The 19,561-nt window shown below is 66.0% G+C and carries 19 protein-coding genes; 2 read left to right on the forward strand and 17 right to left on the reverse strand.

Annotated features, from left to right (window positions below; all coding sequences use genetic code 11):
• Window positions 1-30: 30 nt before the first annotated feature.
• The 9 genes from LX70_RS03170 to capB form a co-directional block, all read right to left on the reverse strand.
• Window positions 31-435: a LysR family transcriptional regulator gene (locus LX70_RS03170; RefSeq protein WP_245884909.1), complete on the reverse strand. Its 405-nt coding sequence runs from the start codon at window positions 433-435 to the stop codon at window positions 31-33.
• 141 nt (window positions 436-576) lie between these two features.
• On the reverse strand, window positions 577-867 hold the full coding sequence (locus LX70_RS03175) for a cupin domain-containing protein (RefSeq protein WP_105513062.1): 291 nt from the start codon (window positions 865-867) through the stop codon (window positions 577-579).
• Between the two features lie 60 nt (window positions 868-927).
• Window positions 928-2,109 (reverse strand): ABC transporter substrate-binding protein, encoded by a 1,182-nt coding sequence (locus LX70_RS03180; protein WP_105513063.1) that lies wholly within the window; start codon window positions 2,107-2,109, stop codon window positions 928-930.
• Window positions 2,106-3,188, reverse strand: a complete 1,083-nt coding sequence (locus LX70_RS03185) for a branched-chain amino acid ABC transporter permease (protein ID WP_105513064.1) — start codon at window positions 3,186-3,188, stop codon at window positions 2,106-2,108. The genes LX70_RS03180 and LX70_RS03185 overlap by 4 nt, the downstream gene beginning before the upstream one ends.
• Before the next feature lie 2 nt (window positions 3,189-3,190).
• Window positions 3,191-4,105 (reverse strand): branched-chain amino acid ABC transporter permease, encoded by a 915-nt coding sequence (locus LX70_RS03190; RefSeq protein ID WP_170076103.1) that lies wholly within the window; start codon window positions 4,103-4,105, stop codon window positions 3,191-3,193.
• On the reverse strand, window positions 4,105-4,839 hold the full coding sequence (locus LX70_RS03195; protein ID WP_105513065.1) for an ABC transporter ATP-binding protein: 735 nt from the start codon (window positions 4,837-4,839) through the stop codon (window positions 4,105-4,107). The genes LX70_RS03190 and LX70_RS03195 overlap by 1 nt, the downstream gene beginning before the upstream one ends.
• Entirely contained in the window at window positions 4,836-5,588 is a 753-nt protein-coding gene (locus LX70_RS03200; protein ID WP_105513066.1) for an ABC transporter ATP-binding protein, read from the reverse strand. Before LX70_RS03200 ends, LX70_RS03195 begins: the two co-directional genes overlap by 4 nt.
• Window positions 5,588-7,675, reverse strand: a complete 2,088-nt coding sequence (gene capA / locus LX70_RS03205; RefSeq protein ID WP_105513067.1) for a caprolactamase subunit alpha — start codon at window positions 7,673-7,675, stop codon at window positions 5,588-5,590. The genes LX70_RS03200 and capA overlap by 1 nt, the downstream gene beginning before the upstream one ends.
• Before the next feature lie 13 nt (window positions 7,676-7,688).
• On the reverse strand, window positions 7,689-9,476 hold the full coding sequence (gene capB, locus LX70_RS03210; RefSeq protein WP_105513068.1) for a caprolactamase subunit beta: 1,788 nt from the start codon (window positions 9,474-9,476) through the stop codon (window positions 7,689-7,691).
• Window positions 9,477-9,730: 254 nt separating this feature from the next.
• Between capB and LX70_RS03215 the strand changes: the two genes are divergently transcribed.
• The gene (locus LX70_RS03215) at window positions 9,731-10,693 is read left to right on the forward strand and encodes an AraC-like ligand-binding domain-containing protein (RefSeq protein ID WP_105513069.1); all 963 of its coding nucleotides are present in this window, start codon (window positions 9,731-9,733) and stop codon (window positions 10,691-10,693) included.
• Here the strand turns inward: LX70_RS03215 and LX70_RS03220 are convergent.
• The 6 genes from LX70_RS03220 to LX70_RS03245 are packed head-to-tail and all read right to left on the reverse strand — an operon-like array spanning window position 10,690 to window position 15,455.
• The gene (locus LX70_RS03220) at window positions 10,690-11,235 is read right to left on the reverse strand and encodes a biotin transporter BioY (protein WP_105513070.1); all 546 of its coding nucleotides are present in this window, start codon (window positions 11,233-11,235) and stop codon (window positions 10,690-10,692) included. The genes LX70_RS03215 and LX70_RS03220 overlap by 4 nt on opposite strands.
• Before the next feature lie 22 nt (window positions 11,236-11,257).
• Complete coding sequence (locus LX70_RS03225; protein WP_105513071.1) at window positions 11,258-12,229, reverse strand: 5-oxoprolinase subunit C family protein; 972 nt, start codon at window positions 12,227-12,229, stop codon at window positions 11,258-11,260.
• Window positions 12,219-13,094, reverse strand: a complete 876-nt coding sequence (locus LX70_RS03230) for a 5-oxoprolinase subunit B family protein (protein ID WP_105513072.1) — start codon at window positions 13,092-13,094, stop codon at window positions 12,219-12,221. The genes LX70_RS03225 and LX70_RS03230 overlap by 11 nt, the downstream gene beginning before the upstream one ends.
• A gap of 13 nt (window positions 13,095-13,107) precedes the next feature.
• Entirely contained in the window at window positions 13,108-14,484 is a 1,377-nt protein-coding gene (locus tag LX70_RS03235; RefSeq protein WP_105513073.1) for an acetyl-CoA carboxylase biotin carboxylase subunit, read from the reverse strand.
• Window positions 14,484-14,717, reverse strand: a complete 234-nt coding sequence (locus tag LX70_RS03240; protein WP_105513074.1) for an acetyl-CoA carboxylase — start codon at window positions 14,715-14,717, stop codon at window positions 14,484-14,486. Before LX70_RS03240 ends, LX70_RS03235 begins: the two co-directional genes overlap by 1 nt.
• Before the next feature lie 3 nt (window positions 14,718-14,720).
• Window positions 14,721-15,455, reverse strand: coding sequence for a LamB/YcsF family protein (locus LX70_RS03245; RefSeq protein ID WP_105513075.1), 735 nt, complete (start codon window positions 15,453-15,455; stop codon window positions 14,721-14,723).
• Between the two features lie 110 nt (window positions 15,456-15,565).
• Here LX70_RS03245 and LX70_RS03250 point away from each other — a divergent pair, with 110 nt between their 5' ends.
• Window positions 15,566-16,471: a LysR family transcriptional regulator gene (locus LX70_RS03250; protein ID WP_105513076.1), complete on the forward strand. Its 906-nt coding sequence runs from the start codon at window positions 15,566-15,568 to the stop codon at window positions 16,469-16,471.
• Between the two features lie 97 nt (window positions 16,472-16,568).
• Here the strand turns inward: LX70_RS03250 and LX70_RS03255 are convergent, their stop codons facing one another.
• Window positions 16,569-17,492: a sugar kinase gene (locus LX70_RS03255; RefSeq protein ID WP_105513077.1), complete on the reverse strand. Its 924-nt coding sequence runs from the start codon at window positions 17,490-17,492 to the stop codon at window positions 16,569-16,571.
• Window positions 17,489-19,558 carry an FAD-dependent oxidoreductase gene (locus LX70_RS03260; protein ID WP_105513078.1) on the reverse strand — a complete coding sequence of 690 codons (2,070 nt, stop codon included), beginning with the start codon at window positions 19,556-19,558 and terminating at the stop codon, window positions 17,489-17,491. Before LX70_RS03260 ends, LX70_RS03255 begins: the two co-directional genes overlap by 4 nt.
• Window positions 19,559-19,561: the final 3 nt, after the last annotated feature.

A 19,561-nucleotide genomic window follows, 5' to 3' on the forward strand; every position in this document is an offset into this window, starting at 1 on the left:
ATGAAATCCTTGGCGGCGGCGACCGTCTGGTCAAGCCACGGTTTTTCCTGCGCGCGCGTCGATGCGGATGTTCCATTCGGCATTGTCGGCCAGAAACCCCGCGATCCGGGGGCCAAGCCAGCGGACACCGAAGCTGGGGCTGACCCGGATGATCAGGTTGCGCAGATCGCGCTGCCGGGTGATCGCGCTGCGCACGTTGCGAAGCGCGCCAAAGGCCTGCGCGGCAGTCTGAAACAGGATCTCCCCGTCCTGGGTCAGGGTCAGGCGGCGCTTTTCGCGACGGAAAAGCTTCACACCGAACTGGGTTTCCAGATGGCGGATCTGCTGGCTGACGGCAGAGGGCGAAACGCCAAGCTCCTCCGCCGACTTGGTGACGGAGCCAAGCCGGGCTACGGATTCGAAATACTCGATTGCCTTGATGTTGATGTCACGCATGGGCGGAGATTAAAGCGTTTCGGGTTTACGTTGAGAAAGTAAGTATCAGAATTCGAACGAAACAGGTTCAAATTCTGAGTCAGTGTAAACCCGAAATGCTATAGCGAAAGCCCGAGCGCCGGGCCACAGCGCTTTGCCCGTTCAGGGCTTCAGTTCCACCTCGATGAAGCTCATCGGGTCGGGGCCGTTGTTGACGACGTTGTGTTCGACACCGGCGGCGCGCTTGTAGGCCTCGCCCGCGCGCACCAGAACCTCGCGCACGGCGCCGCCCGGTTCTTCCAGCAGCATCGCGCAATCGGTGATCGCGGTGATGACATAGTCCATTCCGTGCCGGTGCCAGCCGGTCTCCGCGCCGGGGACGAAGTCGAAACGGGTCACGCGGACGGCGTCATCCTCGATCAGTTGCGTGGCGCGGGCTTCGGGCCGGGTCATGGGTCTGTCTCCTGCAAGGGCCGGCCGCGCGGGGGCGCGACCGGCAAGGGTAGTGAAGCCTTACTTCATCAGTTCGGCAACCGGGATCGGCTCGGCGATCGTCCATTCATCGACCACGGCGGGCTTGCCGCCCGTCGTCTCGACGATCAGGTAGCGCGCCTTGTTCTGGTGGTGCAGTTCCGGCGTGAAGGTGCGCGGGCCGAAAAGGGTCGGCTCCTCGTTCATCTTCTCAAGTTCCGCCACCACGGCGCCTGCCTCGGTCGTCCCCGCACGCTCCACCGCCTTGGCCCAGACGTCGATCATCACATAGCCCGGATAGGTGTACTGGGTCGACGGATCGCCGCCGGTCGTTTCCTTGTACTTGGCGTTGAAGGTGGTCACGTCGGCGTTCGGATCGTCGCCATAGACGGAGCCCTGCACCGGCACGAAGAAGTTCGACAGGTCCGGCACGGCGGACAGCCAGTAGGACCCGTCCACGGCCGAGCCGTTCAGGATCATCGAATTGATGCCCGCCGCGCGGATCTGCTTGATGGCCGACACCGCGCCCGGCATCATCGTGCAAAGCATGATCGCGTCGGGTTCTTCGGGCAGCGACTTGATCCGGGTGATCTGCGCGGCGATGGAGGCGTCTTCGTTCTTGAACGTATCCTCGCCCACCAGCTTCGCCTCGGACAGTTGCGGCATGGCCCAGTCGAAGCCGTCGCAGATGCCCTTGTTATACTCCGTCCAGGTGTCAAGCAGGCGGTAGAAATTGCGCGCGCCCTTCTTCTCATAGGCCCATTGCGCCATGGTCGCGCCCTGCACGGCGGCCAGCACCGAGGCGGAGAAGCTGTGCGGGCCGACGCCCTGAATGCCCGCCTTGATCGACTCCGCGCAGAGGAAGAAGGACACAAGGCCCTGGCTTTCCGCCGCCAGCGCCGCCGGGGCGCCAAAGTCATAGTCGCAGGAGACGACGACAAGGTCCGCGCCCTCGTCTATCACCGTCAGACCGGCCTTCGCGCCCTCGGCCCGGTCGGTCTTGGTGTCGGCATTGACCACCTCGATCTGCTTGCCGAGCAGCCCGCCCGCCTCGTTGATCTCCTTGATGCGGATCATCGCGGCGTCCTGCGCGGGCTTGTCATAGGCCTGCATGAAGCCCGATTCCGCCGTCGCAAAGCCGACCACCACCCGGTCGTCCTGCGCCAGCGCCGGTCCGGTCGCGCCCACCAGCGCGGCCGTCGTCAGACATGTCAGTCTTTTCATTTCGATACTCCCTTGTTGAGCTCTGGTTGTTGTTGTCCGGTCGTTGCCGGAGCCACCGGGCGGGCCTTTGGCCAGCCGAGTTCGCGGTTGCCCATGATGCCCGCCGAGCGGAAGGCGAGGATCGCTACCATGACGATCCCAAGGGCGATTTCCTGCACCCCGTTGGGGATGGCGAAGGTCGATGTGCCGATGCTGACCCCGGCCTCAAGCCAGCGCAGCGCCTGGATCAGGCTCGACAGGATCAGGACGCCAAGAACGGCGCCCGACAGGCTGCCCATGCCGCCGACGACCAGCATCGAAAGCGTGATGAAGGTCAGGCCGAGGTAGAAGGTATCGGGCGTCACGACGCCGATGGAATGGGCAAAAAGCGCGCCCCCCATGCCCATGATCGCGCCCGAGACGATGAAGGCGATCAGCCGTTCGCGCGGCAGGTCGATGCCCGAGGCGGATGCCGCCGTCGGTTCGTCCCGCGCGGCGCGCAGCGCAAGGCCGGTGCGGCTGATGGCATGGCCCCAGGCGATGAAGACGGCAAGGATCGCGGCAATCAGGAAGGGCCAGATGGAGCGCAGGATCGGGATGCCCACGACGGATGAGGTCGCGCCCGTCACGTCCTCCCAGTTCGAATAGATCGTGTTGATCATCGCCAGCATCGCGAAGGTCGCGATAGAGGCCGCGATCCCCGACAGCCGCATCAGTACCTTGCCGAAGATCCCCGCCCAGAGCGCGGCCCAAAGCGCGGCCAGGATCGCCCCCGCCCAGTAGGGCAGTTGCAGCGCGATCAGCCAGTCCGGCAATCCCGGCAGCAGGGTCTGTTTCATCATCGGCGGCATGGTCAGCCAGGCGGCGGCATAGGCGCCAAGGCAGGTGAACCCGATATGGCCAAAGCTGATGACGCCGGAATTGCCGACAAAGACGTAAAGCCCGACGACAAGGATCACCCGCAGGAAGATGTCGATGATGGTCTGGTTGAAGGGCTTCGACCCGACCATGACGGCCAAGAGCGCGAAGGCCAGAAGCAGCGCCGACAGGATCAGCGGCGTGGCGATGGTGCGCCCGGCGATAGAGGTCCGCTTGGCCATGGTCACACCCTTTCCTTCGTGCCGCGCCCCGAGAGCAGGCCCTGCGGCCGCACGATCAGGATCGCGATCACCGCGCCATAGACGAAGGCATCGCGGAAGGGCCGCGCGTCGATGGGCAGCGTCACCTGCATCACGACCGAGGCCGCGCCGAGGAGGAACCCCGCAATGACCGCGCCCGGCAGACTGCCCAGCCCGCCAATGACGGTGGCGATGAAAGCCATCAGCATGACATTCGCGCCCATCTGGATATCCGCCGTCCCGGTCTGGCTGCCAAGGATCAGGCCGATGGCGGCGGCCAGCGCGCCCGACAGCGCGAAGGCCCCCATGATGACCCGGTTGGCCCGCACCCCCAGCATCCGCGCCATGGTGAAGTTTTCCGCCGCCGCCCGCATCTCAAGCCCGAAGCGGGTGCGGCGCAGGAATGAGGTCAGCCCGAAGAGGATGGCGACGGTCGCGAGGATGGTGATGACCTGCAAGAGCGGGATACGCGCGCCCAGGATCTCGACCGGCTGGCTCAGCGCCGGAAGAAGCGAGATCGACTTCGGCCGGCTCGAATAGAGCATCAGGAGGAAGTAGCGGATCACGAAACCCAGCGCGAAGGAGGCGATCATCATCGTCGCGGGACTGGCGTTGCGGAAACGGCGAAAGACCGTCAGCTCCGCCAGCACCGACAGCCCCGCACCGACGGCAAGGACGAAGGGGATCAGAAGGAACCACGGCAGGTTCCCCGCCCCCACCCGCGCCACCACATCGACCGACGGCCAGAGGAGCGCGAAGATCGAAAAGGCGATCACGTCGCCATGGGCGAAGTTCACCAGCCGCATGACCCCGAAGATCAGCGCGATCCCCAGCGCGCCGAGCGCATAGAGGGACCCGAGGCTGAGCGCGTCGAACAGGATTTGCAGGATCGCGGACATCAGTGTTCCCCATAACCGAAATAGGCGGCCTGCATGGCCTCGGACTGTCCCATGGCGCGGGCATCGCCGTCGATCAGCACCTCGCCGCCGCGCATCAGGATCATCCGCCCGCCGACCATCATCGCGCGGGTGGAGCTTTGTTCGACGATCAGAAGTGTCAGCTTGCGCTGGCCTTGCAGTGCGATCAGCCGTTCATAGACCTGGTCGGTGATGTTCGGCGCAAGGCCAAGCGAGGGTTCGTCGATAGCGACAAGGCGCGGGTTGGTCATCAGCGCGCGGCCGATCACCAGCATCTGCTGCTGCCCGCCCGACAGAAGCCCCGCCTGCGCGTGGCGGCGGTCCCTGAGGATCGGGAAGGTCTCATACACTTCCTCAAGCGCATTCGTCACCCTTGCGCGCCAGTTGCTTTCCTTCACATGCATCCCGGCGCCGACCATCAGGTTTTCCTCGATGGTGAGCGAGGCGAAGACGTCGCGCCCCTCCGGCACCATCGAGAGGCCAAGCCGCGCGATATCCTCGGGCGCGCGGCCGGTGATGTCGTGATCGGCAAAGTCGATCCGTCCCCCGGCGGGCGGCGTCACCCCGGCGATGGCCCGCAGAAGCGAGGATTTGCCCGCCCCGTTCGGCCCGGTGATGAACAGAACCTCCCCCTCTGCCAAGGTCAGGGCGACATTGCGCACCGCCGTCAGGCGGCCATAGCGGATGGTGACGTCCGAAAGCGCCAGCAAGCTCATTCCATCACCTCCAGAACCGGCAGGTCAGAATCGGCGGCGGTCCCCATATAGGCGTGGCGCACCTTTTCCGAAGCGCGGATCGCGGCGGGCGCCCCGGTTTCGATGATCGCGCCGGAATCGAGGACCGCGATAGGATCGCACAGGTCCAGCACCAGCCCGACATTGTGTTCGATCAGAAGAACGCCGCAGCCCATCTCGCCCGCGATGCGGCGGATCAGGGCGGCAAGATCGGCGGCCTCAGCCGCGCTCATCCCCGCGGCGGGTTCGTCGAGAAGGACGAAGGCGGGCTTGCCCATCAACGCCCGACCGATGGCGACGCGGCGTTCGTCGGTATAGGGCAAGGTCCCCGCGATCCGGTCGGCCAGCGCGCCGATGCCGACCCAGTCGAGCATCCGCTCCGCCTCGGCAATCGCCGCCCGGCGGCTTTGGCCAAGCCCGATCCCCGTCACCTCAAGATTGTCGATCACCGGCAGATCGCGGAAAAGCCGCCCGCCCTGAAAGGTGCGGGCGACGCCCTGGCGGCGGATCTCATGCGGTTTCAGGCCCGACAGGACGGTGCCGCCAAGCGACACCGCCCCGCCGGTCGGGGCCTGAAACCCGGTCAGCACGTTGACAAGGGTGGTCTTGCCCGCCCCGTTCGGCCCGATCAGCCCGACGATCTGGCCGGGAGAAACCTCCAGATCGACCTCGCTGAGCGCCGTGAGGCCTTCGAAGGCCACCGTTACCTTGTCTGCGCCGAGCCGTTGCATCAGCCCCCCTTCCTGACCCTGGTGATGAGGTAGGACCCGCTTTCATCCAGCGCCGCAACCCAGCCGGGCTGGATCACGATGGTGGTGGTCACCTCTTCGATGATGGCGGGGCCCGCGATCTTGGCACCGGCCCCGATCAGCGCGCCGTCATAGACCGGCGTCCTGACCCGCTTGCCATCGGCCGAAAACACCGCCTCGCGATGCGCCTTCAGGGCGTTTGCCACCGGCTTGCCCCTGGCGATGGCCATCCGTTTCGGCTTTTCCACACGGCCGTAGACGGTGCTTTCGATATTCACCACCTCGACCGTCGAATGGCGTTCGGAGTAGGTGTAAAGCTGCTCGTGCCGCTTGTGGAACGCCTCCTTGATCTTCTCGATCGACTTGGCGTCGACCTTGAAGGTCCCGATGTCCACCGTGCATTCATGCACCTGCCCGACATAGCGCATGTCAAGGCTGCGGCGGATGTCGATGTCCTTCTTGGCGAAACCGTCATCCTTCAGATGCGCGATGCCCTGTGCCTCGATCTCATTGAAAAGGCTGTCGATCTTCGCGTAAGCCTCGTCATTGTCGAGCCGTAGCGGCGCGGTGGCCATGTAGTTGTACTTCACGTCCGAGATGATCTGGCCAAAGGCGCAAAGGCCCGAGGCGAGCTTCGGCAGGACGATGGTCCCGATCCCCATCTCCTCGGCCAGCGCCGTGATATGGGCCGCCGTCGCGCCCCCGGCGCCGACCAGCACGAAGTCGCGCGGATCATAGCCGCGTTCCACGGTCACGCGGCGGATGCCGTTGACCATGTTGGCGTTGACGATGGTGAACATCCCATAGGCCGCGCGTTCGACCGACAGGCCCAGCGGATCGGCCAGCCGCGATTTCACCGCCTCGCGCGCCAGTTTCGCGTCGAGCGGCAGCCGCCCGCCCACAAGCCCGTCCGGGTTCAGGTAGCCCAGCACAAGGTTGGCGTCCGACACGGTCGGTTCGGTCCCGCCCTGCCCGTAGCAGGCCGGTCCGGGGTCCGATCCGGCCGATTGCGGCCCCATCTGCATCAGCCCCATCTCATCAATCCAGCCGATGGAGCCACCGCCCGCGCCCAGCGTTTCGACCTGGATCATCGGCACCCCGATCCGGTAGCGCAGGAAGTCGATATTCTTGTTGATGTTGGTCAGGCCATCCTTGGTCAGCGTGATGTCGAAGGAGGTGCCGCCCATATCGACGGAAATCACGTCGCGCTTGCCGAAGGGTTCGCAGACATATTGCCCGGCGGCGGGCGCCGAGGCGGGGCCGGAGTTGATCGCGTAGACCGACCGGTCCGTCATCGCCTGCCCGATGGCAAGGCCGCCGTTCGACTGGTAGTAGCGCACCGGCTGCTTCGCGCCGAGCGCGCGGAAATAGGCATCCACCGCATCGACATAGCGCTTCATGATCGGGGCGAGATAGGCGTTCACCACCGCGGTCGAGGTGCGGGTATATTCGCGCACCTGCGGATAAAGCTCCGACCCCAGCGTCAGGATCACGCCCGGCATCATCTGGCGCACGATCTCGGCCGCGCGGCGTTCGTGGTCGGGGTGAAGGACCGACCAGACGAAGCTGATCGCGACAGTTTCCACCCCTTCCGAGCGGAACAGCTCGCAAGCCGCGCGCACGTCATCCTCGTTCAGCGCCGTGCGGACGGTGCCGTCCGACAGCACCCGTTCGCTGACGCCCCGGCGCAGGTAGCGCGGCACGATCATCGTCGCGGGCGGGTATTCGGGATCGTAGCGGTAGCCGTCTTCCTTGTGGCCCAGCCGGATTTCAAGGCTGTCCTCATGCCCGGCGGTGCAGATCAGGCCGGTCTTCGCGCCCTTGTGCTGGATCAGCGCGTTCAGGCCCACGGTGGTGCCGTTGATGCAAAGATCGCAGTTGGAGATGACGTGTTCGGCCGAAACCCCAAGCTCTTCGGTGATAAGGCCAAGGCCGTTTCGGATGGCCTGCGTCGGGTCCTGCGGCGTGCTGAGCGCCTTGAACAGCCGCACCTGCCCGCTTTTGTCGGCCAGAACGAAGTCGGTGAAGGTGCCGCCGGCGTCGATGCCAAGACGATATTCGGTTTTCATGTCAGGGTCCCCCTCAGTTCGCGGCCACGGTTGCGCGGCGTCTTGCGCGCAGGGCATCGGTTGCGGTCATGTCGACGGCAAGCGTCGCGGGGTCCTTGATGATGACGCCGTAATCCTCCCTTGCGCCTTCCAGTGAAACGAGGCCGTTCTTCACGTCCCAGACGACCTTTTCGACGGCGCGGTCCATCGGGTTGCCATAGCCGCCGCCGCCGGGGTTCATGTTGGTGATGCGGTCGCCGGGCCTGATGACCTCGATCACGTTCTCGCGGATCGTCTTGGCATCGTCGCCCTTGACCAGTTCCAGCCGCCCGACCTTGGTCCCCACCATGGTGCTGGCCGCCCCCGCCGCGCCGACGGCCGGGATACGGCGACCTTCGCCGAAGGTGATGAAGGTCATGTCGTCGTTGAGGGGTTCCACCTCCCACGCCGTTCCCGACCCGCCGCGGAACTTGCCCGCACCCCCACTGTCGGTCATCAGCGAGTAGCGGTGGATGATGATCGGGTAGGAATATTCCAGAAGCTCCACGTCCCCCGAGGTCAGCGCGCCGAAGCAGCATTCCGGCCCGCAGGCGTGCCAGCCGTCCTGGCTGGGCGTGGCGCCCGCGCCGGAGATGATGGTGGCCAGCACCATCGTGACGTATTCCTCATCATGCCGCTTGTCCCAGCCCGCGATGTTCAGCCCGTTCGCGTGGCCCCAGCTTGCCGAGACCTTGGACGGCACCGCCTTTTCAAACGCCAGACGCACCGCATCGGTCAACGTCTCCATCGGCGTGGTGGTGCAGTTCATGTGCGGCGCGGGTTCTTTCGCGTTGCAAAGCGTCCCCTTCGGCCCCATGTCCACGCTGACACAGCGGTAAAGCCCCTCGTTATAAGGCGGTGGCAGCTGGGCGAACATCATCAGGCCAAGGTAGACGCCGGAATAGCTGTTCCCCTCATAGCTGTTGATGAAATAGGGGATCTGCGGCGGGCTTGAGATTTCGATATGGCAGGTGTCGTCCTTGATCGTGACCTTCGCCTTGATCTCGAAATCGCCGAAGCCGTGGCCCGCATCCTCAAGGATCGCCGCGCCCTCATAGGTGCCGTCGGGGACGGAGGCGATCAGCGTCCGCATCTGCTTTTCGGCCATGTCCAGAAGCGTATCGACGCAGGCGTCCACCTGCTCCTCGCCATACTTCTCAAGCATGTTCAGAAGCGCGCGTTCACCAACCTGGCAGGCGCCGATCAGCGCGTTGAAGTCGCCCTCCTGATCGCGGCGCGCGCGCATGTTGGTCAGGATCATGTTCAGCACGTCCTTGCGCGGCTGGCCCCGGTCCCAGACCTTGACGGGCGGAATGCGCAGGCATTCGGCGTAGATCTCTTTCGCACCGGGGTTGTAGCCCGCAGGCACCGGGCCGCCGACATCGGTCAGGTGGCCCTTGCAGACGGTCCAGTATTTCAGGCGCCCCTTCCAGAAGACCGGCCGGTAGAAACAGGTGTCGATGGCGTGGCTGCCACCCCAGGCGGGGTCGTTGTGGATGATCAGGTCGCCCTCGTGGATGTCGTCGCCGAAATACCCCGCGACGACCTTCATCGCCGGGATGAGAGAGCCGAGATGGATCGGAATATCCTGCCCCTGAAGGATCATCTCGGGCGCCGCGTTGAACAGCGCCGTGGAATAGTCATGCGCCAGGTTGAACACGCTCGACCGCGCGGTCTTTTCCAGGCTCAGCGTCATTTCGCGCTGGGTGGTTTCCAGAATCCCGCGCACGACCGATAGTGTGATCGGATCGACCTTCACGGGCTTTTTGGCAGCTTTGGCCATTATCGCGCCTCTCTTCTGAGGCCGCGCAAAAGGGCGTCGGTCGGGCGAAAGGCCCGGCGGAATGGTGGATACTCCCTGTCGCGCGGCGTTCTTTGCACCGTTGCGACAGGAAGGCTAGCGCCGCCCCCGAAGGCCGGTCTTTGCGCGGGGCGCACGGTTTTTTGACGCTGAGCGCATTCCGCCGACCTGACCGTAAACGCAGCTTTACAGGGCATACGCCCCTCTTCCACACTAAGCGAAGGGAGGACGCGGCGATGAAGACCACCATCACCACGCGCGGGATCGACACGGCGGCGCGCAGCCGTCACTGGCATGAGACGATCGGGCGTACCTACTTTCCGCTCGACCTGACGTTCCGGCGGCCCGAGGCGTTCGACGGGGAACTGACCTGTTGGGACCTTGGCACGGTCTCCCTCTCGCGGTTGACCTCCGACGCGGCTCTCTACCGCCGCCTGCCGCGCCATCTGGCCGCGCAGCGGGCCGAGGAATTCCTGGTCACGGTGCCTGCCAAGGCCGAGCTTCGATTTTCCCAATGCGGCAAGGACATCCGCGCCAATCCCGGCGCCTTCTTCATCGAGCGCAGCCATGAGCCTTACGATTTCAGCCATGCCGAATGCGCCGACCTCTGGGTGCTGAAACTGTCCTCGGACATGCTGGCGGGGCGGGTGCGGGCGCCCGACCGTTTCTGCTCGCTCGAATTCGACGCGACGAACGGGGCCAACGGGCTGTTCGTCGACATGCTGCACCTGATCCCGCACCGCTATGACATGATGAGCGAGGAGACGCGGCTGACCGTCGGGCGGCAGTTGGTCGATCTTCTGGCGCTGGCGCTGCAAGCGGATGAACGGGTGCTGACCTCGGGCCTCTCCACCGTCCGCGCCGCGCATCTGGCGCGGATCGAGGCCTTCCTGAACCGCCATATCGACGATCCCGACCTTGGCCCCGACAGCGTCGCCGCCGGATGCGGTATCTCGGTCCGGTATCTGCATGAATTGCTGCGTGAGACGAACACGACGCTGGGCCAGTGGATCCGCGACCGGCGCTTGCAGGCCGCGCATGAGGACCTGTCCGACCCGGCCAACACCCGCAGCATCGGCGAGATCGCCTATGCGCGGGGTTTCGCGGATCAGGCGCAGTTTTCCCGCGCCTTCCGCGCCCGGTTCGGGCTGACCCCCAAGGACCTGCGCGCGCAGCATCGCCGCCCCGCCCGGCCCTAGCCGCGCCCGCGACGGGCGAGCGGACGGGCCAGAAGGACGGCCAGCGCCAGCTTGAACGCCTCGGCCGGCAGGAACGGGATCAGACCGCCCGCGACGGCCTTCTCCGCCCCGATCAGCGTCGCCAGCCAGGCCACGCCCGGCAGGTAGATCAGCGCCATCGCGGCGAACATGACCGCCGCCACCGGCACCACCCCGCGCAGCCAGCCCCGGTCGGCGGCAAGGCCCACGAAGGTCGCGGCCAGCAGGAAGCCCAGAAGGTAGCCGCCCGTCGGCCCCGCCATATAGGCCAGCCCCGCACCCGAGGCGAAGACCGGCAGGCCAACCGCGCCCTCGGCAAGGTAGGCGAGCAGCGTCGCCCCCGCCATCCGCGCGCCAAACGTCGCGCCGATCATCAGGACGGCCAGCGTTTGCAGCGTCATCGGCACCGGCCAGAACGGCACCTGCACCTTTGCCGCCAGCGCCAGCAGCGCGGTCCCGGCCAGGACCAGCGCGATTTTTGCCGGAAGACGCGCCGGGCGGGTCAGAAGGATGTTCCTGTCCATGGTCTTTCTCCTCTCTACGGGGTCAGTTGCGGCCCAGATGATCGCGCACGCGCTGGATCGCGGCCTGCCGGTCGGCCCGCGCCGCCAGCGCCTGATCCATCGTCACCTCGACGAAGCGCGCGGGCGAATGCGGCTGAAGCTGGCCGATCAGGTCCATGTCGGCCGAGATCACGCAGCCCACCATCATGTAGCCGCCGCCCGACACCGCGTCGCGATGCAGCACGATCGGCTCGGTCCCGCCAGGCACCTGGATGGAGCCGTAGGGATAGCAGGCATCGACGATATTCGACGGGTTCGACCCGGCGCCGAAGGGCTGCTCACGCGGCACGAAATCAAGCGCTGTGCCGCCCCGGAAGCGGTATCCGATCCGGTCCGCCTCGGGCGCGACCTTCCAGGTATCCGCGAAGAACCGCTTGCCGCTTTCGCCGGTGATCCGGTGCCAGTAAAGCCCCGGCAGCATCCTGAGTTCGGCGGGGTTGCCCGGCATCCGCCGCAGGGTCGCCGGAACGGACCCGCCGCCCTTGCCCCCCTGCCCGACCGGCAATTCATCGCCCGCAGCCAGCGCGCGGCCCTGATGCCCGCCAAGCGCGCCCAGCGTATAGGTGGAGCGCGATCCGAGCGTCACCGGAACGTCGATCCCGCCAGAGACCGCGATATAGGCCCGCGCGCCCGCTTTCAGGAAACCGAAGGACAGCCGGTCCCCCGCCCTGACCTCGAAGGCCGACCAGCTCTCGCGCTCCGCACCGTTCAGCTTTGGCGGCAGATCGCCGCCGGTGATCGCGACGGTGGCAGGCGCGGTGAATTCCAGTTCCGGCCCCAGGAACACGGCCTCAAGCACCGCCGCGCCCTCCTCATTGCCGACCAGCATGTTGGCGGCGCGCAGCGCGAAACGGTCCATGCCCCCGGAGAGAGGAATCCCGAGGTGATAAAAGCCCGGACGGCCAAGGTCCTGAACGGTGGTCGACAGACCGGGGGTGATGACTTTAACGGCCATGGAGAACCTCCATCAGCTTGGCATTGGTGCCGTCGATGTCCTTGTTGAAATCGCTCAGGCTGAAGCTGCATTCGCGCACGACCGGCTCGAAGGCATTACGCTCAACCTCCTCCAGCGCGGCGTCGTAGTCGTCGCGGCTGATCGGCTTCCATTTCACGATGTCGCCCGGCTTGAAGAAACACATCTCGTCGCGCAGGTAGCTGACCTTCTGTTCCGGGTCGTAGATCGGCATCGGCGTGATGCCGAACATCTGGTAGCCACCCGCGCCGCGCACCGAATAGATGCAGGAAAAGCAGCCGCCATAGCCCACGGTCAGTTTCGGCGTATCGGTCCGGGGCCGCAGGTATTTCGGCACCTCGATCTGCCGCTGCCGTTCCACCATCTGGTAAAGGAACGGCAGACCGGCGACGAAGCCGACCATGGAGACGAACCACGGGCTGCCCGAATGGGCGGCAATGAACTCGTCAACGGATTTGAAGCCGTTGATCTCGGCCGCATATTCGATATCGGTCGCGTTCGGGTCCTGATGGCGTTCGCGAAAGCGCATCAGCGTTTCGTGCGTCCAGGGGTCCTGATAGAAGACCGGGATTTCCATGATCCGGGTCCTGAGGCTGGCATCGGATTTCGACGCCGCGCCCTCCATCGACTGAAGCTCCCGCAGAAGATCGCCGGGCTTGATCCGGTCGGGGTCGAACTTGATCTGGAAGCTGGCATTGGCCGGACATATCTCGGTCACGCCGGAAATCCCGGCCTCCCGCACGGCATTGGTCATCGAGAGGCTGGTGAAGAACGCCTCAAGCGACATGGATTCGGAAACCTCGGCGAAGATGTGTTCGTCACCGCCAAAGCTGAAACGGATCGACATGGCCCCTCCCTTCCTAAAGTTGCGCGGCCGCCGCGACGGCGCCCGCATGAGCATCCAGCCAGCCCTCAAGCCAGCGCGTATGAACCGCCCCCGCCCGCACACCGGGATCATCGGCCAGCGCAAGGAACAGCGGTTTGGTGGTTTTCAGCCCGTCGATCTGGAGTTCCCCAAGCGCGCGGGTCAGCCGGGTGATCGCGCCGTCGCGGTCCTCGGCGTGGACGATAAGCTTGGCCAGCAGCGAGTCGTAGAAGGGCGGCACCTGATACCCGGCGTAAAGCATCGAATCGAACCGCACCCCCGGCCCGCCCGGCAGGCGCAGCCCGGTGACGGTTCCGGGGAAGGGCGCGAAGTTGTTGACCGGGTCTTCGGCGTTCAGCCGCACCTCGATCGCATGGCCGCGCACGGCGATGTCGGATTGTCGCAGCCGCAGCTTCTCCCCCCCGGCAATCCGCAACATCTCCGCCACAAGGTCGATGCCGGTGATCATCTCGGTCACCGGATGTTCGACCTGAATGCGGGTGTTCATCTCGATGAAGTAAAAGCGGTCGGCCGCGTCGTCATAAAGGTATTCGACCGTCCCCGCCCCGGAATAGCCGACCTCGCGCGCGAGCCTGACGGCGCTGGCGCACAATTCCGCGCGCACACGATCCGACAGCGCCATCGACGGCGCCTCTTCCCAGACTTTCTGGCGGCGGCGCTGGAGCGAGCATTCGCGTTCGTAGCAATGGACCGCGTCTGTGCCGTCGCCCAGCACCTGCACCTCGATATGGCGGGCCTGTCCGATGACCTTTTCCATGTAAAGCCCGCCATCGCCGAAGGCGGCCAGCGCCTCGGCTTCGGCCTGCGGGAAGGCCTGCTCGAACTCGGCGAGGTTGCCCGCGATGCGGATGCCGCGCCCGCCACCCCCGGCGGCGGCCTTGATCATGACCGGAAAGCCGGTCTCGGTCAGGATATGGCGCGCCTCCTCGATCCCGGCCACGCGGCCCGTGGAACCGGGAACGACAGGCACACCCGCCGCCGCGGCCGCCGAACGCGCCGCGACCTTGTCGCCCATCAGCCGGATCGCATCGCCCGAGGGGCCGACAAAGACCATCCCCGCCGCCGTCACCGCATCGGAAAACGCCGCATTCTCGGCCAGAAAGCCATAGCCGGGATGGACGGCGTCGCAGCCGGTATCGGCGGCGGCCTTCAGGATCGCCTCGACATTCAGATAGCTTTTCTTCGCCGCCGGGGGGCCGATATTCACCGTCTCATCCGCGATCAGCACATGCAGCGCTTCGGCATCGGCGTCGGAATGAACCGCGACCGTCCGGATGCCAAGGTCCCGCGCCGCCCGGATCACCCGGACCGCGATTTCCCCGCGATTGGCGATCAGAAGCTTTTTCAGCATCAGTCGAGATCCGCCAGAACCGCGCCCGCCATCACGGGTTCCTCATTGTCGACCGCGAAGCGGACATTGGCCCCCGCGACCTCGGCCTTCACCTCGTGAAAGCTTTTCATCACCTCGATCAGCCCGATCACGTCGCCCACCGCCACGCTGTCGCCATCGGCCTTGTAGGGCGGCTTGTCGGGCGAGGAGGCGCGGTAGAAAGTGCCGGGCAAGGGGGACAATATCTGCGTCATGGGTCAGGTCCTCTTCTCGGAGTAAGGGGCGATGGCGGTGCGCACCGCGCGGGCGATGTCGAGCGCGTTGGGCGTGTCGGAATGGATGCAGATCGATTCGCAGCGCGTCGGGAAATGGGACCCGTCGGTCGCCGTCCCCTCACCCTGCTCGATGGCGCGCAGAACGCGGGCCGCCATCTCGTCGGGGTCCTTCGCGTCATGCTCGCGCGTCACGATCAGCGTACCATCGGGGCGATAATCCAGATCGCCGTAATATTCGGCGATCATCCTGTGGCCGCGCGCGGGATAAACGGTTTCATGCAGTGTGCCGGTCATGCCCAGAAGCGGCACGGTGTAGACATCGGCCGCGTCGCAGACCGCCTGCGCGATCTCCTCCAGCCGCCCGGCCATCCCGAAGAGGGAGCCATGCGGCTTGATATGGTTCAGCTCCATCCCCTCGGCCTTCAGGAACCCCGACAGCGCGCCGATCTGGTAAATCAGGCAATTCGCCATCTCCTCCCGGCCCATCTTCATTTCACGTCGGCCAAAGCCCTGAAGATCGGGCAGCGAGGGATGCGCGCCGACTTTCACGCCATGTTTCTTGGCCAGTTGCACCGTCGCGCGCATGTGGTTGAAATCGGACGCATGAAACCCGCAGGCGACATTGGCGATGTCGATGAAGGGCATCATCCCCGCATCGTCGCCCATCCGGTAAAGGCCGAAGCTTTCGCCCATGTCGCAATTGATGGTGATCGCCATCTTACCCCCCGGATGCCGTGATCAAGGGAATGTTGCGACGGGTTCTTCGTATTGTAAAATTCGAAAAATTGCATGACCGTATCTGAAAATTCGATACAAGAGGTGCGATCATGTCGCTGACGCTGAAACAGGTGCGCTATTTTCTTGCCGCCGCCGAGACCGGGCAGATCAGCCATGCGGCGATGGAGATGAACATCTCCCAATCCGCCGTGACGGCGGCGATTCAGCAGCTTGAGGCGCAGCTGGGCGTCACGCTTCTGGAACGCACCACGACCGGCGTCCGCCCGACGATCGAGGGCGCGCGGTTCCTGAACCATGCGCGCAACATCACCGCCGCGGTCGAGGACGCGGTGCGCAGCCCCTTGGGCGAAAGCGGCGGCGTGACCGGGACGCTGCGGGTGGCGACGACCTATACCGTCGCGGGCTATTTCATGTCGCGCCATTACACCCGCTTTCGCCGCGCCTATCCCGACATCACCATCGAAATGATGGAACTGCCGCGCGGCGAGATCGAGAAGGGTATCGTCAACGGCTGGATCGACATCGCCGTCATGCTGGTCTCGAACCTCGCCAACCACGCCGAGATCGACCACGAACCGCTGTTCCGCTCGCACCGCAGGCTCTGGCTGCCCGCCGATCACCGGCTTCTGGGCGCCGACCGCGTCACGCTGGCCGAGGTCGCGGCGGAACCCTACGTCATGCTGACGGTGGATGAGGCACGGGTGACCGCCGGGCGCTATTGGGACAAGGCCGGGCTTGAGCCGAACGTGGTTTTCGCGACGAGTTCGGTCGAGGCGGTCCGATCCCTCGTCGCGGCCGGGATGGGGGTCACGATCCTGTCGGACATGGTCTATCGGCCCTGGTCGCTGGAAGGTCAGCGGATCGAATTGCGCACGCTGAATGATGAGGTGCCGAGCATGGATGTGGGCCTTGCCTGGTCCAACGCGCGCCCCCTGTCGCCCGCGACGGGCGTCTTCCGCGCCTTCATGTCGGTGGCGTTGGGCGGCGGCGGGTAAAGCGTTTCGGGTTTACGTTGAGAACGTAAGTATCGGAATTCGAACGAAATAAGTTCGAATTCTGATTCAGTGTAAACCCGAAATGCTATAGGCTGCGTCAGGCGAAAAGCGCGCGGCACGCCGCCAGCTTTTCCGGCAGCGCCCGCGCGCCCGGCGATTGCAGCACGGCGGCGGCGGTGGCCTGACCGCGCGCGATGGCCTCGCCCAGCCCGGCGCCGGTCAGCCGGGCGGCGAGGTAACCCGCGTTGAAGGCATCCCCCGCGCCGGTCGTGTCGCGGATGCCCGTCACCGGCGGCGTGGGGTGGCTTTCGCAGGTCCCGTCGAGGCAGGCCGTGACCGCGCCCGCGCCGTTCTTGACCACGATCTCCCCGATCCTTGCCGCGCGATAGCGCGCCACGGTCGCGGCGGGGTCGGCATCGCCCCAGGTCGCGGCCTCATCATCGAAGCTGGGCAGGATCACGTCGGTGAGCGACAGGAAGCCCGGCAGCACCTCGCGGACCTCGTCGGGCGAGGACCAGAGACGGGGGCGGATATTCGGGTCGAAGGAAATCCGCGCGCCCTGCCCGCGCGCCCTGGCCAGCGCGTCACGCAGCCGGGCGCGCGCATCGGGCGCAAGGATCGCCAGCGTGATGCCCGACAGATGGATCAGCCCGGCACCCTCGAAGGCGGCGCCAAGCGCTGCCGGATCGTCGGCCAGCCTCCGCGCGGCCGAGGTGCTGCGCCAGTAGTGAAAGCGCCGCTCCACCCCGTCGAGTTCGATCAGGTAAAGCCCCATCGTGCGGGCCGCGTCCCGCCCGACGCCCGCGATGGACAGCCCGTCCGCCTGAAGCCCCGCGACAAAGCTGTCCGACAGGCTGTCCTGCCCGACACGGGTCGCAAAGCCGACCTCGGCGCGGCCGCCCAGAAGCTGCGCCATGTGCCAGGCGGTGTTGTAGGTGTCGCCCGCAAAACCCCGGCGAAAGAGGCCCTCGCCCACCGGCGCAAGCTCCACCATCGCCTCGCCAATGCTGACGACCTTCACGCGCCGTTCCCCCGATAGATCGCGCCGGTCAGCCAGGCGGGCCAGTCGCGTTCGAAGAAAGCCCGGCGGTGTTCGTCAAGGGCGCGGTTGGGGCGCGTCGTGACGGCGAAGGCGTCGCCCGACAGGCTTAAGGTGATCTGTTCATCCCGGTCGCCCGCGCCTTCCTCGCGGAAGCGATAGGCGTCAAGCGGGCCGCTTCGCCCCTCCGGCACCCGGCTGCCCGCCGGATCGCAGATCGCCCGCGCCCCCCGACTGCCGCCGCCATGGGAGATGTAGAAATCCAGCGCCGTCAGAACCGCCTCGGACACCAGCGCCATCTGCTGCCATTGCACCACCCGGCCCAGTTCGGCGGCACGGCCCGGCGCGATGCCCTGCCCGCGTATCTCGGCAGTCAAGGCCCGCGCCTCGGTCAGCGCCCCGGTCACGCCGGATGGGGTGCAGAAAAGACCCGCCCGCTCGCTCATCCTCGCCTGAACCTCGCGCTTCACATCGTTGATCTTCAAAGCGCTTTTCGGGTTCGCGATGGCGCCGATCCGGGCCACGGCGCGGGCCAGTTCCGCCACCGGCACCGCCCCGTCAGGCGGCTGCGCACGGCCCGTCGCGGCGATATGCTCCGCCACCCTTGTGCCAAAGACCTGCCCCGCGTTCAGGGCGGAACCGCCGGGGCGGGTGACGCCATGGGTGCCGGCCGCCTCCCCCACCGCATAAATGCCGGGGCGGGAGGAGCGGCCCCAGATATCGACCGCGATCCCGCCGTTCATGTGCTGGTTGTTGACGGCGAATTCCAGCGGCTCGGCGGCGATGTCGATCTTGTAGCGGCGGTAAAGCTCGATCGAGAGCGGGTTCATGTGCCGCAGCCGGTCGATGGGCCTGTCCTGCACCGCGCCCGCCGTGGTCAGATAGTCGGACACATCGGCATCCAGCCGCGACAGGCTGAAGGGCTGATCCCCCGGCACCGGAAGCGGGTTGCGGTTGAAATCCATGAAGACGCGCCGCCCCAGCTCCCCCTCGCGGTAGATCGCCAGATCGACAAGGCTCGACCCGAAATCGAGCATCCGGCTGGCATGGAAGGGCCATTGATAGCCCTTGCGGAAGATGTTCGACGCCAGTTCCCGCGTCGTGCGGTAATAGGCGGCCAGGAATGGGTGTTCCGTCCCCTCCTCATCGACCGAATAGATATGCGGCATGGCCTGCACATAGGTCCCCGACAGGTTCCACGGGAACCCCTCGCGCCTTGTGCCGATGCCGAACTGGCTTTCGGTCAGGTTGACGAGGTCCAGCCCCGCCTCAAGCGCAAGGCCAAGCGCGCCGAAGCAGCCGTTGGGGAAGACGCTGTCACGGTAAAGCTCCCCTGGACCACCGGCGGCGAGCACGATCACCGGCGCACGGAAAAGCGCCAGCCCCCAGGGGTTCGCCTCCGCCCGGTCCTTCGCGCGCACGGTCAGGATGCCGTCGGGGCCGTCCGTCCCCTCAATGATCCGCACGCCCGTGGTCTGGTTGAAGATCGCCACGCCCAGCCGGATCGCCTCTTCCGCCAGAACCTTGACCATCAGGCGCGAGGTGCGCGGCCCGCAGCTTGTGGCGCGGCCGGTTTCGTCATGGTCGGTCTGGTAGCGCAGCGTCCCGCCATAGGCATCCTGCGGCAGCGGCAGGCCGAGATATTGCAGCGACGCCATGGCGCGGCCCGACCCGACCGCCTCAATATAGGCGGTATCCTCATCCATCGCGCCGCCCGCGCGGATGGCGCGGGCCATGGCGCGGTAATTGTCGCCCCGGTCGGCGGTGTTGGCGGTGTGCAGCGTCTGCTTGTCCGAGCCGGAGCAGGCCGAGGTTCCGCCCCAGGCGCTTTGCGTCAGGACCGCAACGTCGATCCCGCGCCGCGTCATCTCAACCGCCGCGCGCAGGCCCGCCGCGCCGCTGCCAAGGACGATGGCGCCAGAGGTATGGACGGGGATGCGGTGACCCGCGACCTTGACCGCGCCGCCAGGCGCCGGTTCGGGCGGCAGGCGCGGCATGTCGACATCGGTCAGCGCGTCAAGGATGGACTGGTCGATGGGGGCGGGCATGGG

Source organism: Albidovulum denitrificans (assembly GCF_002973535.1).
Lineage (GTDB): Bacteria > Pseudomonadota > Alphaproteobacteria > Rhodobacterales > Rhodobacteraceae > Albidovulum > Albidovulum denitrificans.

What these genes read in the sequence shown, in the direction of transcription:
- LX70_RS03170 (WP_245884909.1), bottom strand. Translation starts at nt 435, where the DNA reads ATGCGTGACATCAACATCAAGGCAATCGAGTATTTCGAATCCGTAGCC.
- LX70_RS03175 (WP_105513062.1), bottom strand. Translation starts at nt 867, where the DNA reads ATGACCCGGCCCGAAGCCCGCGCCACGCAACTGATCGAGGATGACGCC.
- LX70_RS03180 (WP_105513063.1), bottom strand. Translation starts at nt 2,109, where the DNA reads ATGAAAAGACTGACATGTCTGACGACGGCCGCGCTGGTGGGCGCGACC.
- LX70_RS03185 (WP_105513064.1), bottom strand. Translation starts at nt 3,188, where the DNA reads ATGGCCAAGCGGACCTCTATCGCCGGGCGCACCATCGCCACGCCGCTG.
- LX70_RS03190 (WP_170076103.1), bottom strand. Translation starts at nt 4,105, where the DNA reads ATGTCCGCGATCCTGCAAATCCTGTTCGACGCGCTCAGCCTCGGGTCC.
- LX70_RS03195 (WP_105513065.1), bottom strand. Translation starts at nt 4,839, where the DNA reads ATGAGCTTGCTGGCGCTTTCGGACGTCACCATCCGCTATGGCCGCCTG.
- LX70_RS03200 (WP_105513066.1), bottom strand. Translation starts at nt 5,588, where the DNA reads ATGCAACGGCTCGGCGCAGACAAGGTAACGGTGGCCTTCGAAGGCCTC.
- capA (WP_105513067.1), bottom strand. Translation starts at nt 7,675, where the DNA reads ATGAAAACCGAATATCGTCTTGGCATCGACGCCGGCGGCACCTTCACC.
- capB (WP_105513068.1), bottom strand. Translation starts at nt 9,476, where the DNA reads ATGGCCAAAGCTGCCAAAAAGCCCGTGAAGGTCGATCCGATCACACTA.
- LX70_RS03215 (WP_105513069.1), top strand. Translation starts at nt 9,731, where the DNA reads ATGAAGACCACCATCACCACGCGCGGGATCGACACGGCGGCGCGCAGC.
- LX70_RS03220 (WP_105513070.1), bottom strand. Translation starts at nt 11,235, where the DNA reads ATGGACAGGAACATCCTTCTGACCCGCCCGGCGCGTCTTCCGGCAAAA.
- LX70_RS03225 (WP_105513071.1), bottom strand. Translation starts at nt 12,229, where the DNA reads ATGGCCGTTAAAGTCATCACCCCCGGTCTGTCGACCACCGTTCAGGAC.
- LX70_RS03230 (WP_105513072.1), bottom strand. Translation starts at nt 13,094, where the DNA reads ATGTCGATCCGTTTCAGCTTTGGCGGTGACGAACACATCTTCGCCGAG.
- LX70_RS03235 (WP_105513073.1), bottom strand. Translation starts at nt 14,484, where the DNA reads ATGCTGAAAAAGCTTCTGATCGCCAATCGCGGGGAAATCGCGGTCCGG.
- LX70_RS03240 (WP_105513074.1), bottom strand. Translation starts at nt 14,717, where the DNA reads ATGACGCAGATATTGTCCCCCTTGCCCGGCACTTTCTACCGCGCCTCC.
- LX70_RS03245 (WP_105513075.1), bottom strand. Translation starts at nt 15,455, where the DNA reads ATGGCGATCACCATCAATTGCGACATGGGCGAAAGCTTCGGCCTTTAC.
- LX70_RS03250 (WP_105513076.1), top strand. Translation starts at nt 15,566, where the DNA reads ATGTCGCTGACGCTGAAACAGGTGCGCTATTTTCTTGCCGCCGCCGAG.
- LX70_RS03260 (WP_105513078.1), bottom strand. Translation starts at nt 19,558, where the DNA reads ATGCCCGCCCCCATCGACCAGTCCATCCTTGACGCGCTGACCGATGTC.